The organism is Andreesenia angusta (assembly GCF_001855385.1).
Classification (GTDB): domain Bacteria; phylum Bacillota; class Clostridia; order Tissierellales; family Gottschalkiaceae; genus Andreesenia; species Andreesenia angusta.
In genome coordinates this window covers 1-15,369 of record NZ_MKIE01000019.1, presented here as the reverse complement: position 1 = coordinate 15,369, position 15,369 = coordinate 1, and the positions used below count along the sequence as shown (strand labels likewise).

General features: G+C 41.3%; 19 protein-coding genes. 7 read left to right on the top strand and 12 right to left on the bottom strand.

Annotated elements, in window-relative coordinates; translation table 11 throughout:
- Positions 1–5: 5 nt before the first annotated feature.
- The 3 genes from EUAN_RS11780 to EUAN_RS11770 form a co-directional block, all read right to left on the bottom strand.
- Entirely contained in the window at positions 6–320 is a 315-nt protein-coding gene (locus EUAN_RS11780) for a hypothetical protein (protein WP_071064750.1), read from the bottom strand.
- A gap of 297 nt (positions 321–617) precedes the next feature.
- Positions 618–1,418: a tyrosine-type recombinase/integrase gene (locus EUAN_RS11775; protein ID WP_169817392.1), complete on the bottom strand. Its 801-nt coding sequence runs from the start codon at positions 1,416–1,418 to the stop codon at positions 618–620.
- A gap of 106 nt (positions 1,419–1,524) precedes the next feature.
- Positions 1,525–2,661 carry an HNH endonuclease gene (locus EUAN_RS11770; protein ID WP_071064746.1) on the bottom strand — a complete coding sequence of 379 codons (1,137 nt, stop codon included), beginning with the start codon at positions 2,659–2,661 and terminating at the stop codon, positions 1,525–1,527.
- Between the two features lie 149 nt (positions 2,662–2,810).
- Here EUAN_RS11770 and EUAN_RS11765 point away from each other — a divergent pair, with 149 nt between their 5' ends.
- The 3 genes from EUAN_RS11765 to EUAN_RS11755 are packed head-to-tail and all read left to right on the top strand — an operon-like array spanning position 2,811 to position 5,875.
- Positions 2,811–4,175 (top strand): Sau3AI family type II restriction endonuclease, encoded by a 1,365-nt coding sequence (locus EUAN_RS11765; RefSeq protein ID WP_071064744.1) that lies wholly within the window; start codon positions 2,811–2,813, stop codon positions 4,173–4,175.
- Positions 4,115–5,302: a PDDEXK family nuclease gene (locus EUAN_RS12830; RefSeq protein ID WP_211266367.1), complete on the top strand. Its 1,188-nt coding sequence runs from the start codon at positions 4,115–4,117 to the stop codon at positions 5,300–5,302. Before EUAN_RS11765 ends, EUAN_RS12830 begins: the two co-directional genes overlap by 61 nt.
- A 45-nt stretch (positions 5,303–5,347) precedes the next feature.
- Complete coding sequence (locus tag EUAN_RS11755) at positions 5,348–5,875, top strand: hypothetical protein (RefSeq protein WP_084655929.1); 528 nt, start codon at positions 5,348–5,350, stop codon at positions 5,873–5,875.
- A 34-nt stretch (positions 5,876–5,909) separates the two neighbouring features.
- On the opposite strand, the gene EUAN_RS11750 is transcribed toward EUAN_RS11755, so the two are convergent.
- Positions 5,910–7,109 carry a DNA cytosine methyltransferase gene (locus EUAN_RS11750; RefSeq protein WP_071064743.1) on the bottom strand — a complete coding sequence of 400 codons (1,200 nt, stop codon included), beginning with the start codon at positions 7,107–7,109 and terminating at the stop codon, positions 5,910–5,912.
- 204 nt (positions 7,110–7,313) lie between these two features.
- On the opposite strand from EUAN_RS11750, the gene EUAN_RS11745 reads away from it, so the two are divergent.
- From EUAN_RS11745 to EUAN_RS11735, 3 genes are all read left to right on the top strand, one after another.
- Entirely contained in the window at positions 7,314–8,078 is a 765-nt protein-coding gene (locus EUAN_RS11745; protein WP_071064741.1) for a ParA family protein, read from the top strand.
- Entirely contained in the window at positions 8,062–8,361 is a 300-nt protein-coding gene (locus tag EUAN_RS11740) for a hypothetical protein (RefSeq protein WP_071064739.1), read from the top strand. Before EUAN_RS11745 ends, EUAN_RS11740 begins: the two co-directional genes overlap by 17 nt.
- A 76-nt stretch (positions 8,362–8,437) precedes the next feature.
- Entirely contained in the window at positions 8,438–9,052 is a 615-nt protein-coding gene (locus EUAN_RS11735) for a hypothetical protein (RefSeq protein WP_071064737.1), read from the top strand.
- 174 nt (positions 9,053–9,226) lie between these two features.
- Here the strand turns inward: EUAN_RS11735 and EUAN_RS11730 are convergent, their stop codons facing one another.
- From EUAN_RS11730 to EUAN_RS11710, 4 genes are all read right to left on the bottom strand, one after another.
- Positions 9,227–9,556 (bottom strand): hypothetical protein, encoded by a 330-nt coding sequence (locus tag EUAN_RS11730; protein WP_071064735.1) that lies wholly within the window; start codon positions 9,554–9,556, stop codon positions 9,227–9,229.
- A 286-nt stretch (positions 9,557–9,842) separates the two neighbouring features.
- Positions 9,843–11,120, bottom strand: a complete 1,278-nt coding sequence (locus tag EUAN_RS11725) for an S-layer homology domain-containing protein (protein ID WP_071064733.1) — start codon at positions 11,118–11,120, stop codon at positions 9,843–9,845.
- A gap of 438 nt (positions 11,121–11,558) precedes the next feature.
- Entirely contained in the window at positions 11,559–12,311 is a 753-nt protein-coding gene (locus EUAN_RS11720) for a helix-turn-helix domain-containing protein (RefSeq protein ID WP_071064731.1), read from the bottom strand.
- Between the two features lie 700 nt (positions 12,312–13,011).
- Positions 13,012–13,629 carry an N-acetylmuramoyl-L-alanine amidase gene (locus tag EUAN_RS11710; protein WP_071064727.1) on the bottom strand — a complete coding sequence of 206 codons (618 nt, stop codon included), beginning with the start codon at positions 13,627–13,629 and terminating at the stop codon, positions 13,012–13,014.
- A 137-nt stretch (positions 13,630–13,766) separates the two neighbouring features.
- Between EUAN_RS11710 and EUAN_RS11705 the strand changes: the two genes are divergently transcribed.
- The gene (locus EUAN_RS11705; protein WP_071064725.1) at positions 13,767–14,024 is read left to right on the top strand and encodes a Mor transcription activator family protein; all 258 of its coding nucleotides are present in this window, start codon (positions 13,767–13,769) and stop codon (positions 14,022–14,024) included.
- Here the strand turns inward: EUAN_RS11705 and EUAN_RS13005 are convergent.
- The 4 genes from EUAN_RS13005 to EUAN_RS11690 all read right to left on the bottom strand — a co-directional run bounded on the left by EUAN_RS13005 (position 14,005) and on the right by EUAN_RS11690 (position 15,073).
- On the bottom strand, positions 14,005–14,136 hold the full coding sequence (locus tag EUAN_RS13005; RefSeq protein WP_281182100.1) for a hypothetical protein: 132 nt from the start codon (positions 14,134–14,136) through the stop codon (positions 14,005–14,007). The genes EUAN_RS11705 and EUAN_RS13005 overlap by 20 nt on opposite strands.
- A gap of 80 nt (positions 14,137–14,216) precedes the next feature.
- Positions 14,217–14,441 carry a hypothetical protein gene (locus tag EUAN_RS11700; protein WP_071064724.1) on the bottom strand — a complete coding sequence of 75 codons (225 nt, stop codon included), beginning with the start codon at positions 14,439–14,441 and terminating at the stop codon, positions 14,217–14,219.
- 42 nt (positions 14,442–14,483) lie between these two features.
- Complete coding sequence (locus EUAN_RS11695; RefSeq protein ID WP_071064722.1) at positions 14,484–14,672, bottom strand: hypothetical protein; 189 nt, start codon at positions 14,670–14,672, stop codon at positions 14,484–14,486.
- An 89-nt stretch (positions 14,673–14,761) separates the two neighbouring features.
- Positions 14,762–15,073: a hypothetical protein gene (locus EUAN_RS11690; protein ID WP_071064720.1), complete on the bottom strand. Its 312-nt coding sequence runs from the start codon at positions 15,071–15,073 to the stop codon at positions 14,762–14,764.
- Between the last annotated feature and the right edge of the window lie 296 nt (positions 15,074–15,369).

Below are 15,369 nucleotides of genomic sequence, written 5' to 3'. Positions count from 1 at the left end.
GAATACTATTTTTTGAAAATTGCAAACAAAAGCTTGTTTTCTTTTATGCTAAGCATTGGAAAAAACAAGCTTTTTTGTAATTTATTTTTCTTAACGTTGTTAATCCGCATAAATAGGACGGTACCCCTAGTAGCACCATCTCCTAAGAACCAATGATGACTGTCTTTATATTCGAATTCTAAAGTGATAGGAATACTAGAATTCAAATCTTTAGATATCTTTCTATTCATCGAAGTGTAATAGCTAATAAAAGCAAAAAGTACTAAACAAATTAAAGATGTCAGCGATATAGCCATTATAACAGCATTCTTTTTTTTCATGTCCAAATTCCCCCTCGTTCACCATAGTTTAACATACTTATCTACTCTTACCAAACAGAGGTTTCCAATACAATTAATTTAAGAAGCCATAGTTTCTCTGTCTTCACGACAAGGTGCGGGTAGTATTTTTCGAAAAAACACTCGAAAAATCTCCACCCTTTTCTCCTTGTCTCTCCGACCTTTTCCTTTCCCCTCGGCATTGCCGAAAACGGGGAACTTGAGATTTTATTCTTCCGCTTTACTCTTCTAGGAGTAGCGTCCGCAAAACCGACAAATTATACGCTAAGCCATTATCTATCAAAACCTAATTGTCTCCCTCTGCTCCTCAATAGATAGCGTAGTATAGATTCTCGTAGTCTCAAGCGAGCTATGCCCAAGTATATTCGCAAGCTCCAACACGTTCTGGTTGTTGTGGCGCAGCCACTGCTTTGCGAAAAGATGCCTAAAGCTGTGAGGGTAGACCTTGCATTCACTGACTCCAGCGAACTTGGCTATTTCCTTAAGCTGCCTGAATATATTGGATCTGTCTATCGGATGGCCGTTGGAAGTGCGGAAGACTGTACCGGAGCTTATGCATTTCAAGTTTACATAATGTCCGAGCTCTTCTACAAGATTTTCAGAAAGCGGGATATACCTGTGCTTCCCCTTGCACTTGACTTCCATATAGCCGTTTTTGAGTGCTTCCACTGTCAGAAATTTAAGCTCCGACACCCTCATTCCGGTGTAGTAGAGAGTCAGCATTATATACTTCAGCCTGATCTTTTTCAGATTCTCCGCAGCCCTTACAAGTCTTTTAAACTCTCTCTCCGTGATCACGTTATCCAGTGAAGTTTTTCGCTGTTGCCTTTCCTGCTTCAGCTTGAGGTCCAGGCCACAGAACTTCAGGTAGTTGTTCAGAATGGTGATCTTGTTGTTCACGGTGGACAGCTTAAAACTGTCCAGTAGCTCCCTTTTGTACTGGATCAGCAGCTCCATAGAGACTTCCGCCCCGTCTGCAAACTCCAGAAAGTCCCGGAGGTCCTTTAGATACTTCCTTATAGTGCTTTCAGCGAGCTCCCTGCACAGCAGCTCTTCCCTGTACGCACTTAGATTTTTCATTTTGTCAGCTCCCATATATTGAAATATTAGGTTCTAAATATCTCTATTATATACTAAATTTGGGCAAAGGGCACCATAATACGTACTTATGTTGTTTAAATTAGGGCTATTTTATAAAAATACTGTCTCTATGATACTGCATATATTTGTTTTGATTCTTATCATCGACTCTGAGTTTAATACTTTCGTTTACGTTTAGCTTTGGATAGTCTTTAGCATTTATTTTATTTGATATCAATATCTTTCCATCATCTTCAAATGAAATGTAACCCTTATCAAAGAGAGCATCATGCCCTATACATAACAATAGTCCATTGTCGGAATCTTGCTTCTCGTGGTTATTTGACTCACTCCAAGGCTTAATATGGCTAGCCACCAAGAGCTCTTTAATATTAAGACCACATATAAGACAGCTCTTATCTCTTTCGATAAGCTTATCTCTAAATTTCCCTTGAGTAATCCTGACCTTTACTTTTCTAACAGTCTCATTTTCAATATTAATGTATTCTTCTTCAACCAACGATACCTCTTTGTATCCAAGTGTATAAGGACTCTCACTAATTCCATTTATGATATATTTAGTCCATTGAGCCGGTTCATAATAGCTTATTAATGACTCCTTAAGTTTAATTTCTTTTAGCCATTCTCTATTTATTACTTCTTTAGACGTGTCCATTACAGTGAATTGCGCGACAAAGTTTTCAAAGTTTCCTTCATCTGTTTCAAAAGCTCTTCGCTCTAAACATTCTTCAAAGCTTTTTCCAGTTACCCCAGGTACAGCAAGTCCAATAAATCTCTTGTCACATCCATTACCAGTAGATTTAAATATGAAAATAGGTGGGATTTCTGCTCTTTCATCAGGTGTACCGTAAGATTTCCTGAAGATTTCGTAAAGAAACTTATTTCCAAGATTTTTAGTTTTGAATATATCATTATTTGGAATTCTATTGTCTCCGTAGTAAGTAAATATACCTGAATCTTCGTCGAAACTATTCGGCCACTCTTCTTGTTTACCACTATCTACTATTACTACAAAAGCAACTTTACCACTTACCGGCTTCCCTTCTCGTTCCTTAAGAGCTTTTCTGAAACCACCTTGATTTCCAATACCTCTTCTACAGCCTTCTATTCTAAAAATTTTGCTTAGTGGATCATCTTTAGTGGGAGACTTGTTTTTCCCACCTTCATAGACAGCTCCTTGAATAAGACTTGCGCTATAAAGTTCTTCAAACGTAAATATCATAGTACTTCCTCCTGTTGTTTTTGACTATACTTTTATCTACATTGTATTTTACCCATAAGAAGAGTTATTTATACAAAGCTTTCCTTTATTTGATTGATATTCCCACATTGTGGTATCATATTTAAAGTAAAAGATTGGAGGGATAAACTATCTACAATAAAAATTCACCAGAATCCATAGAAAATTTCGCCAAGGAGCTTATTGGGAGTACGTTCAATGACATTCTTCCAGAAGACTCCAAAGATTACAATGGGAAAGGAAAGTTAGGTCAATTAGTAGAAAAATATCATTTTCGATATAATCCTAATAGTAATCCAAACCCTGATTTTCCTGAAGCCGGAGTGGAGCTAAAAGTAACACCTTACAAAAAACTTAAAAATGGAAAGCTTTCAGCTAAGGAGCGATTAGTGCTAAATATAATCGACTTCAATAAAATTGTACATGAAGATTTTTTTAACAGCTCCTTTTATCACAAGAATAAGTTACTGCTGCTGATATGGTACTTTCACGATATTTTGGCTAGTAATCCTTTGGACTACAGTATCGATTACGTCAAGCTTTTTAAGTACCCTGAAGAAGACTTAAAGATAATAACTCAGGATTGGGAAAAGATCGTCCGTAAGATTAGGAACGGAAAAGCCCATGAGCTTTCTGAGGGCGACACAATGTACCTTGGAGCATGTACAAAGGGAAGCACTGCTGCTAAGAGCATGAGAAAGCAGCCAAATTCAGATATATTGGCACCCCAAAGGGCCTTCTCGCTTAAAGGCTCCTATATGACCAGTATTCTAAGAAACTACATACTCAACGACATAGGCACTTACGAGTCGATAGTGAAGGACCCTTCAGCACTCGAAGAGTACTCGTTCGAAGAATATGTTAAGAGTGAAATAAGAAAACATAGGGGAAGAAGTCTGGACGAGTTAATGACAGAGTTCAACATTAACCCTAAGTCTAAAGATAGAACTTCCAGAGTAGCTCTTAAAATCTTGGGAGTAGAATCTAAGAATGCATCTGAGTTCGAGAAAGCCAATATAAAAGTAAAGGCTATAAGAATTGAGTATAATGGAAAGATAAAAGAACACATGTCCTTCCCGACATTTAAGTTTAAAGACCTAGTAAACGAATCTTGGGAGGAATCTGAATTCAGGACTATGCTCTCTGAAACCCGATTCTTCTTTGTGATATACAAAAAAGACAAGAATGGTAACCTTATACTAGATAAAGAGATGTTCTGGAATATGCCTATAGGCATACTAGATACAGAGGTTAAGAAGGTCTGGAAAGAAGCGAAGCAAATTATAAAAGATGGAGTCGTTCTTACTCAAAAAGGCAAAAGGACATTCAACAACTTACCTTCTCCTAGTGAAAATCCTGTTTCACATGTTAGACCTCATGCTCAAAACAGTGAGGACACTTATCCTCTTCCAGACGGAAGGAAGATGCCGAAACAATGCTTCTGGCTCAACAACTCTTTCATATTAGAACAGATAAGCTTGCAAGAGGAGGACTAGACATGGCAGGATATATATTCACATTGGACAGCTTAGACTCGCTGAAGTCCTGTATAAAGAAAGGATGCTACAGCACAAACCTAAGCGCGCCCAAAAATGGACTATGGATGATTCACCATGAAGGTACATTCGCAGACTACTGCGGAATGAAACCAGGTGATAGCGTCTACTTCTTCATAGATAGAATGATATACGGAAGAGGCGAGATGGTCGACATCGAAGGAGACTGCAAATACATGAACTATCCAAGAGCCCTTTGGCCCTCCTTCCCTGAGTTCAAGAACATTAAAGACGAAATGCTTTTGGATGATGAATCCAATCTATGTAATAGATGTGTTTGCTTCTTTAAGCCGTCTCCAGGATTCTTTGAGAATGGTATAGATATGGATGACATGCTTGCGTCAAATCCCCAGAAAATCAGAATGCTCAGGACTCTCTGGAAGCTATCGTTCATAAAGGTGGATGAGGAAGAAGACCAGGCCTTAAGAGACGCTATTCTGAAAAGGAATGAGGCAAGTATCGGCTCTTCAGTTGACTGCTTTAATCATGATTCAGCTTTTCATGAATCTTTGTCATCTAAAGTGTCTAGTAGACATAGCCTGTCGGTAAAGGATGTTCTCTTTAGTTGCAAAGATGGAAGCAAGTTGAGACATGAAATGGCGATAGAAGTTGCTGTCATGGATATGCTGTCCAGATGTAAAGAATCAATATTTGGAAGGTGGGACTATGTATCACATCAGGTCGCAGCATCTCCGTTTAAACCTATAGACTATATGGATAAGATGGATGTATTCGGGTACCGGAAGATAGAAGGATTTGGCACCATTTCTAAGTATCTGACTATAGAGATAAAGAAAGATGCTGCCAAAAAGGATGTAATAAATCAGACGATGAAATACGTCGACTGGATAAACCAGGAATACGCCTACGGAGACTACTCTATGATTGAGGCCTTCATTCTGGCTTCAGACTTTCCAGAACATGTCGTAAAGTACAGAGACGAGGTCTGCGCTAGGAATTACATGAAGGGCAGAAGACCGGCTATATCGGAAACCTGGACGAATCTGAAGCTCATAAAATATAAATATAATGAGCTGACTGGAATGCTTGACTTCGAACAATTATAAAAAATGTGTTGTATATGAATTAATTGAAAAACAAAGGAGGATTTTATGAATTATAGTGAAGGCCTAACATATGTGAAGAAACTTGAAGGGAAAGGAAGCCGTGTGGTATATAAAGATGGAGAATATCCGGACCTGACTATAAACTATCCTGGTCGTAAAAGACATGGCGACTACCGACTAACCTTAGGGATGGATGATGCTCCAACCCACGCTTATATTGCTGAAACTCTAATTGAGCACATAAACCTAAAGACATTCAGTTTCCAGCAGCTAAAAAGCTTTTTAGAAGACGTATATACTAATGGAACAAATACAGAATATAATAACTATAAACTGGAGTTTCTCAAGCATCTTGTTTACTGGGTAACGCTGCAAGAGGAAGTAAACTATCCAAGAAGCAATGGTTATGCTGGAATAAAGCTTCCTTTCTGCAGATACTTTGAAGCAATCTGTGCAGCAGAAAGAATAATAAATATAAGCACCCAGGAAATTATATTGAGATGCAACAATCATGGAGCAGGAAGACCTAGGCTCTTTAATATAGAAAATACTCCTTCTTTCTATCAGTACTAAAACCGACATAAAAAACAGGAGCCTGTACAGGCTCCTATTTTAAATTCGCTATCTGTCTTCCCATCTTCTCCACTAACCCAACTACAAGCGCATTTCCCATACAGAAATATCTAAATCTTTCGGACATTCCTGTATTTGTCCAGTCGTCTGGAAATCCATTAAGCCTTTCGCACTCCATAGGAGTAAGCTTTCTAAGTCTCCCGGTTTGAGGGTCTTTTATTATATGTGTGCTTCTATTCTTAGAAAATTCACTCGTAAGCATTGTTCTGGCTGGTCTGGATGTCGGATCTGGAAATGCTATAGCTCCTTCTGAAAATGTATACTTATGACCTTCTTTATGAGTCCTTTCGATACGTTTTGACCCCTTCATGTACTCCCAGTCATCTAGTTCTCCATTGAGATAGTACTTTTCTGGAACATCTTTTTCAAGAACATCCTTAAGAAGTTTAAATTCGATATCTCCTGGAAAAGGTATGAGTTCTTCAGTATAAACACATCCATTTCTCATGACACCAGAGCTCCAAAACTGAAACTTGAAGCTCTCTGATAAGCTTGGGATATCTTCAGACTCAAACTCTATTTCGCCAATTCTATCCGAACCATCTTTCCTAGAAGCCTTAAACTCTTGTTGAAAGAAGCCTTCTTTTATAACTATCTCTTCTAGAGTCTTTCCCCTAAGATCTTTTGCATACTCCGTATCATTTTTATAAGCAAATATAAATGTCCTTCTTCTTTTCTGAGGAAAGCCATATTCAGCCGCGTTGATAATTCTCCACTCAACAGAATATCCCAGTCGGTCCATACAAGCTAGCATTACTCCAAAATCGCGTCCTCTCTGTTTAGAAGGTGACTTTAAAAGTCTATCTACATTTTCTAGTAGTACAAATGGCGGTTCATGTTGCTCTATAGTTTCATAAATGCTCCACCATAGTACACCTTTCTTTCCATGAATTCCTTCAGCCTTGGTCCTTGCAACACTGTAGTCTTGACATGGAAACCCCCCTACGAGCAAATCATGTCTAGGAATGCTAGACTTATCTACACTCTCTATATCTTCGTTGCTGTGCATTTCACTTTCACCATAGTGGCTTATATAGCAATTGAAAGCATCTTGTGACTTCCTACTGGGCTCCCACTGATTGGCCCATACAAATTCAAAATCTTCAGAAGCTTTTTCAAGCCCAACTCTAAATCCGCCAACTCCGGCAAATAGCTCCACAACTCTTTTTTTCATCAAAAACGTCCTTTCAAAATACAGATTCTTTTTAATCCCACTTTATATTTTAAATGAAATTTGAAAAAAGATCAACTTTTATTTTTGGAGTTGCAATACTTATTTGTACATATGTTTACATTTTTATTTACATAAACGTTTTTATTTGTATTGTTGCTTGTGTTTATGTTTTTTATGATATAATTAGTATAGGAGGTGTTTACATTGATAAGCATAAGTCTTGTAAACCAAAAAGGAGGGGTCGCCAAGACCACGACTACAGCCAGCGTCAGCGCTATACTTGCAGAAATGGGGCACAAGGTTCTAGCCGTGGATCTTGACCCACAGGGAAATCTGAGCGAAATACTTGGCGTGAACTCAGAGAGCTTGGACAAAACTTCATATGAGATATTTTCAAGTGGCCTTCCACTGAGTGAAGCCATAGTAAAAACAGGCTCCGGGGTGGACCTTGTTCCGGCCAATATAAGTCTGGCGAATACGGAAATCGTAATAGCGAACGAGCTAAGCCGAGAGACTATTCTAAAAAGGGCGTTTGAAAACGCCGAGCTCGACTACGACTTCGTGCTGCTGGACCTGCCGCCGAGCCTCGGGCTTCTGACAGTCAACGCGCTTTCGTTCAGCGACCACATAATAATACCGGTGGACTCAGGTGTCCTGTCACTTTCAGGTATGGGCCAGCTATTAAACATAGTGAAGCTGATAAAGCAGAATATAAACAAAAACCTTGATATCTTGGGCGTGCTTATAACGAAGGCCGATGACAGGATAAAGATAACCAAGGAGATCAGGGAAGCTCTGGAAGAGATGTTCTCGGACGAGCTCTTCGAAACCTATATTCACCATAACTCCAGAATACTTGAGAGCCAAAAGGAAGGAATCCCTATAAACCTGTTCGACAAGAACAGCCGCGGGGCTAAGGAGTACAAAGCTTTAGCGAAGGAGGTTTTAAGCCGTGTCAATAAAGGGTAAACTAGCTGCCAATAAGGGCATTATGGATGGAATAAAAGAGGCAGGGGAAAAGGTACACGCAGAAGGGGCTAAAGAATATTCAAGCCCAGCCGAATCTAACTCTTTCGAATCTATACTCAAAAAGCAAAGCAAGCCTGAGCTTATAAGGGCAACTTACTACTTAAGACAGGACCAGATAGACAGCATCACAGAATACTCGGAGCTTTCTGGCAAAAGGAAGAATGAATTTCTAAGAGACTTGCTGGACGCAGCGTTTGCAGAGCTGAAGAAGTCTCAAGGATAGTCAAAAAGAGTGGCCGAAACTGGTCGCTCTTTTGTAATTGCAAACATTTGCTAAACGAGAGAGAAGGGGTGATACTTTGGACATAAGCAGTATAGAACTTTACGATCTCGGCATCATCTGGTCTATCGGATCGCAAGACGAAGAATCTAGATTCTCATTCAGATTTAGACATCCATACTTTTTGGAGCGAATGCAGGCTTATTTTCCGAACGCCATATACTCGCAGAAAAGAGAAGAAAGCAAGCCTGATGTGCAGTATGTACTTAAGACCAGCGACATTTCGATTGAGCAGCTATACAGCATTGGATGGACTCTTCAGAACTCTGTAGCCCGGGACCTGCCAAAATTGAACGGCTATAGCGAATTTCTTAGATCATATATAGAGATACATAGTTCACTTGACTACTCGACCAGGCATCGCAAAGACAAGAGCAAGTACAAGGCCTTGCGCCTGCGAGTATATGGAAATGTAAAGCTTCTTGAAACCCTAAACAGCATCCTAAGCGCCGAAGTGGGCACCACTCTGAAGGCTATCCAGGTTCTGAAGAACCGAATAACGGGGATTCTATACTACCATTCCCCTGAAGAGATAAGTCGCATATACGACTATCTACGTGGAACTCCAAGCTTTAAAAGCTACTGGAATGATGTAGAACAAAAGCTGGAGCAGCCGATTAAAGAATATGAATAGACTCAATCTGACTGTTCTTTGCAACTATTTATATTTGTATTTATGTAAACATTTACATTTGTATAAATGTTTGTGTTTTGATTTAAGGAATATTCCCCCCACTGAAGCTATTATGTAGCAGAAAAGCCAAGGCGGTTACCTTGGCTTTTCTGACTTCTGATTTCATATTCCCTTCTAAGACTCCATCCTTTCAGAGTTTATAAGGATTCGTATATTCTCAACTCCGTAGTATTCGAAAGGATTGACTCTGAAACGCTCGCTTTCTTCATAAAATGGATTTCCTACCATAAACTCGTCCTCATAGTCAAACGAATAAAGTGGCGGCTCCATATATTCAGTTTCTTCCAAATACTTGCTGTTCTCGTTGGTTCTGTCTATCAGGGCTACCAGATCTTCTTTGCTGAACTGCTCCGACCCTTTCAAAACCTCGCCCTTCTCCAAATCAAAAAGTCCATTTTCCCTAATTTCGAATTCCCAGCCATCTACTTCTTTTATCTCTCCCAAATAAAAACCTCCTCTTTTCAATCATATTTCGATTATATACTTTTTTCGTATTTTATCCAATATATTCTATAAAGCTTGTGTCAGTAAAAAGAGCATGGCTTATGGTGCCCGACCCGTTTCCAGGGCACTATAGGATGTCTTGAGGCCCCTGTATGGAGAAAGAAGGCAGCTCTTTAAACGGAGCTGCCTTCTTTTGTTTAAAAATGCTTGAGTGTAGCATTTAGGGTGTACTATATATATTAAAGTTGAAGCTATGAAATCCTTTTTTAATTTGAAGTTTTTTAAGCTATTTAGAAGACTTTCTCCATCCTGCCGCTACGGCCTCGGCTTCAGTGTTGAACCATCTCTCACCTTTAGACGTGTCTATCGTCGTCCTGTCATAGTAAGCTCCTCCTGGAACATGGTATATCTTCTCCCCACTAGAGCTTATATTGCCCTTTATAAGTCCTTGGGATGGGGCTGGACTAGGAGCAGGCTCCGGAGTCGGTGGGGTTGATGGCCCAGGTCCTGGCATCGGTGGCGCTACCGGCTTTAGATTGCTCCAAACTCCCTTGTAGTCATTTTGGGCATATCGTGAAAGCTTTGTAAATAAATCAGAGTATTTCACATCTGGCGGATACGTTGAGACTCTTGCAAATCCGTTTATAAGCAATACTGCATTGAACATACCTGTCCTTATTTCTTCTACACCAGGCTCGTTGCTGCTTGGCCTATATGTCCAAACATACCTGAGCAGCCTTCCATATCTATCCGTATCGGAAACATCCTTTTGAAGATAAACTTTTCTGCCTGTCAGATTGCTCTTTGTAAAAGCTGAAGCCTCAGGTCCGAACGGCTCGACTGGCTTGCTTGGATGTACTGTTTCAGGCGTGTCCATGCCTATCATTCTAACTGTATACTGGACTCCAGCTATACTCACCTTTATGGTGTCTCCGTCTGTAACACTGACTACAGTGGCCTCTTGAAAAGTGTTCTGCACTGGGCTTAGATTCTCAGCCATATAAATCATAGTTGCCGCCTCAGCTCTTGTTATGTTCCTGTCTGGCTTGAATGTACCGTCTTCACTTCCCTTTAGTATTCTGTTCCCAGCCAAAGTCTGCACGGCATTCTTCGCCCAGTGGTTCGAGACGTCTCCAAACACACCTATAGAAGAGTCCAGCTTTTCTCCCCTGGAAAGCGCGTTGTAGATAAGAGTGGCAAACTCAGACCTGCTTATCTGACGCTCCGGCTTAAACGTTCCGTCTTGGTAGCCCTTTACTATGCCTTTTCCTATCAAGTTCTGTATGGCCGGCGTGCTCCATCTATTAATTGAATCCGATGGAACAGCCACATCTTCAGACCCGCCTATGTAGTTTGATACTATTTTAGCCGCTTCTTCTCTTGAGATATAGCTGTTGGGCCTAAAGGAACCATCCTGATAACCACTTATGATATTGCTCTCTGAAAGAGATTCCACGTAATTCTTGGACCAGTGATTTCCGATATCGTTAAAAGCAAATGATATCCCTGAAATCAGCGTCGAGCCAGCTATGGCCATTGACAATATTCTTTGTTTTAATTTCATTTCCTGAATCCTCCTTTTTTGTTTGAATACATTATAGCATTTTTGTCTTTAAAAATATTTAGATAACTATCTGTATCCTTCTATCTAAAACTGTATATAGCATTTTAAATTATCTAGGGGTTAAAGCTTCAGTTCTTTTCCCCTAAATGAATCTTTTAGGTCTTTCTAGACACAACTTAACAAGACTATAATTAGTTTGGTTGCAAAAAATATATAGTTCAGATAATTACCTGGTCAAAAACATGAGAGAATAAGGAATATTTATCCTTAAAATAGAATTAAACTAGGGAGCTTTAGAAGTTGGTCTGGGATGAGGTGCCAAAAGCTGGGGAAGTTGCAAAGAGGATATAAATCTGGACATGACAAAACAGAGGTTCGGGAAACCTCTTTAAAAAAATCTATGCAGTTGATACGACTGAAGAATATTTGGAGGCGATTCTATCTCCGACTGTTCTTCTCCCTTATAAGCGCTTCCAGATCGTCGTTGCTGTAATTGCTTGAACGTTGCTCGAAGTTGTGGAAAGCCGTTTTTCTAGGCTGGCTATAAGGTGCAGCATATCTTGGCTTTTCCTGCTTTTTCGAATTAGACTCGTCTTTGACATCCGACTCTTCAAAGCTGTTTGCGTACTCCTTTTGGGCCTTCTCAAGCGCAGACTCCTTGACTATGTTCTTTATAACCGACTTCATGTAGTTGAGTGGATTCTTCACGTAGCTTGTGACACCTGTCCTTAGGTTCCTGATGCAAATTTTGAACGCCCTGTCGCAAAGCTCCTTTCCGTGAAGCTTTCTAAGCTCATCTCTGGCTTCTTCGAAAGTAGCCTTTATCTTCTGGTAAGGGCTCTCCGTTTGGACTTTGACATCTCTGGACTCCTGGAATACAGGCTTTCCATGCTTCTCCGCCACGAAAGTATAGAGATGAGTGTCATTCCACTTCCTGCCGTCTGGACGGACTACAGGTCGCTCTGTCTTCCAGATAAGCCCTTTATCCACCAGCTTATTTATGTATTTTTTCGCCGTATTTCTACAGCACCCCATGGCCTTGGCTATAGTGCCTATTCCAGGAGTCGCAGTATGTTCTATATTGCATTTGAAGCTTCTCAAAATCTCGTAGAAGCCTCGTTCCATAAATGTAAGTCCGTATTGCTCTGCCATGTTCGCCGATACCACGGCGTTTATATCGTATGATTTCATCAAAAAAACCTCCATCAGGCATCAATGAGAACCATGCCAAAACCGGAGGTAAATTTACTCTAAATTATTGACTATAATAGCAAAGTACACTATAATAGAACAATAAATAGTCAAAAAAACCTTAAGGTTTTGGCATATTGGGAGACATTCTATCACTTTGGCGAGGGAGAGAATGTCTCGTTTCATTTACGCCGTTTATTTTATTGTCATAATTATATCACTAATGAATTTCATATACAAGAAATTTAGGTCCGGCGGATGCCGGGCCTTTTCTAGTTCCCTGAAATGCAGGAAACTTCGCCAAAGTTTTAAACCCGTTCTTGTATAGAAAGTTGAGACGATGGCCGGGGCGGTGCGAAGCACGGCCCCGGAACTTCCGAAGACGGACAGCATGTGTCCAAATGCGAGTTGTACAAAACGGAGCTTTTGTGGTGGAGCATTGCCACAGCGGAGCGGATCGCTCGGCTCTGCCGAGTGGCACAAAAGCCCCGTTTTGTTGCTGAAGGGACTCTGAAAAAGCCCCCAACTCGCAGCCAGAAGGCACTGGCGCACCCGGGAGATTCTGGTGGCACAGGCGGCTTCGCCGGCGACCGCAAGGGAGCGCGGGCGGGGAAGCGGCCTGTGGCTACGTTCCAGGCACCAGCAAGCCGTTGGGCGCAAAAAACCGCACAGCAAAGCTAGACCTGGCTCTTCTGCCGTCTTAGTTTGTCTTTATAATCGCGTCGAATCCGGCCGCTTTAAGCCTGGAAACCATGTCGAGGGCGTTCTCTCTTTTGGAGTACGCTCCCACCTGGACGCGAAATTCAATATTGGGGTTTGAAGATTTATTGGGTTTTGGTATTGAGGGCGAGACTTTGGCGAGCTCGCTTTTAAAGATGGTCCAGCGTTTCCAGTCGTTGCCGCTCATGCTGCGAGGGCAAGTCTTTCTGCTGGCGTCGTAATGTCTGACAATATTTTCGATTGGTATGCCGTGCTTTGACATAAGGTGCTCTACAAGGTCCTTGGCGTTAGATATGGACTTCTCAAGGCTCCCCGTAAGGCATATTTCAATAGACAGGCTGTTGTTGTTGGTGATGCCGTACTTTCCTTTTCCATCGCCGCAGTGCCAGGCAGAGTCTGAATCTTTTATGATCTGGATTATGTTCTCGTTGTCCACGAAGTAGTGCGCCGAGGCGTTCCTGTTTCCACCCCCGAAGTATTTCCAATGGTTTATGGCTCCGGCGTTCGGATTGCCGGTGTCATGCACCACTATATACTTGGGATTGTTCGTCCCCTTGTTGTGGTTGTGGAATATAGGATAGAACTGTATTGGAAGCATTTAATTCTCCTTTCATAAAGAAAAACACTTAAAAACCTACCAAAATACATCGAATACATGATACAATATAAATAGGAAATTGTCTACCAATTATGGAAACTGATTTACTTTTGGGATCTGAAAGGAGAGAGAAAAGTATGAAAAGAGGACTTAGCTCGTTGCCTGAAGGATTTCAAACGGTAGCTGCTATAGTTGGAATGGAGAAGGCCATAGAGCTGTCCAAGGAGTTCGGAGGGACCACGGTCTACATACCGACCCACAAGACGACCACAAGGCATAAGCGAAACGAGAGCATAAAAAAAGACTATAGGAATGGATATTCCTATAGTCAGCTTTCCAGGAAATACGGCCTGTCGCTTGTAGCGATAAGGCAGATTATTTCTTGTGGTAGTTGATTACGAGTTCCCGGACCAGTTCTATTACCAGTCCAAGCAGCGCGAGGCATACAACCCCAAGTACGCCGCTGTTGGCAAGCTCTCCATCTTTTAGAAGTTCCAGAATTTCCACACTGAAACACCCCCCGAAATTGTATTTCCCCACGAAACAAAGAAAAAGCCGAGGAATCTCGGCTTTTTCGCATTCTAGATTTATGCTGGCAGTTCGTGTTGCACCCTGTTAGTTTTTATGATACTAACGTCTTTTACTCTGGTTATGTTCTGCCCCTTGATTTCAAACGTTTCAGCTATTATGCCCGCCATCTCTGTAACGTAGAGATCCGACATTTCAGGGTTTACGTCCCTGATTAGAAACTTGTCTTCTTCCCCGTTAGCGAGCACAACCTCCAGTTGCAAATCTGTTCTTAGAAGTTCCATCTATTCCGCACCTCCCCTCTCCTATTTTACTGTGTTCCCCCGTTATACTATAGCTCTTCTAGTAGTAAGCACTGCGCTATTTACTTCCAGAAAGCCCATCAGCTCCGGCGTGTTTATGGCGAAGTCTGTTATCTGCGTGTCCGTCAGATCCTTCCTGACTCCCTGAAGAGTCCTCGTCTTGACCTTGCCAAGTCCGTCCGTGAACTTGATTGCTATACTAAGTGGCAGCATGGTAGCACCCCCTTTCCTTTATTGATACCAGTATCTCAAAGAAAGGATAAGAGGTGTAGGGAAAGTGCTTTAGGAAAGTGGTTTAGGTACTATCTTCTGATATTTTCTGAGTCATCCTGAGCTGATCGTCTCTTTGTCCTGGAGTCTTCTTCTTTTTCAAGCCTTATTTCTCGGGCTTCCTCTTCTTGTAGTTGCCTTGCTTTTCTGGATACTTCGCTATCAAGGTCGTGTGACTGTTTTAATTGTTTATCTCTAGCCTCTTTCTCTTGTCTTGCTGTTTTGGCTTCATCTTCTTTTGCCCGTCTTATCATTTTATCCTTAGCTTCTTTTTCCTGTCTCGCTTTTTTAGCTTCCTCTTCTTTTATAAGCCTATGCTCTCTGTCGCTTTCTTCGCTGTACATAAAAAGCCCTCCCTCTCGATATATATTCTGTATGTTCAATCTAATGCTTAAATACCCTAAAAGCTTGCTGGAAACCTTTCGGGCTGGGAAAGTATCATGAGTATTATGAAATTTTAGGCGGAGATCAGTGGAGTGTGGAGCAGATAGATTTAACTACAAGGTATAGCCAGGCCATTTCCCATACCGCGCTCACCATAGCTCGCACGGGAAACCGCCTGGCTTTTACATCTCCGGGGCTTCCAAGTGCCTGAAGGACCAGGCGCCTATCCCGGTACCCTTGCCGCCCCCCTTTTTCC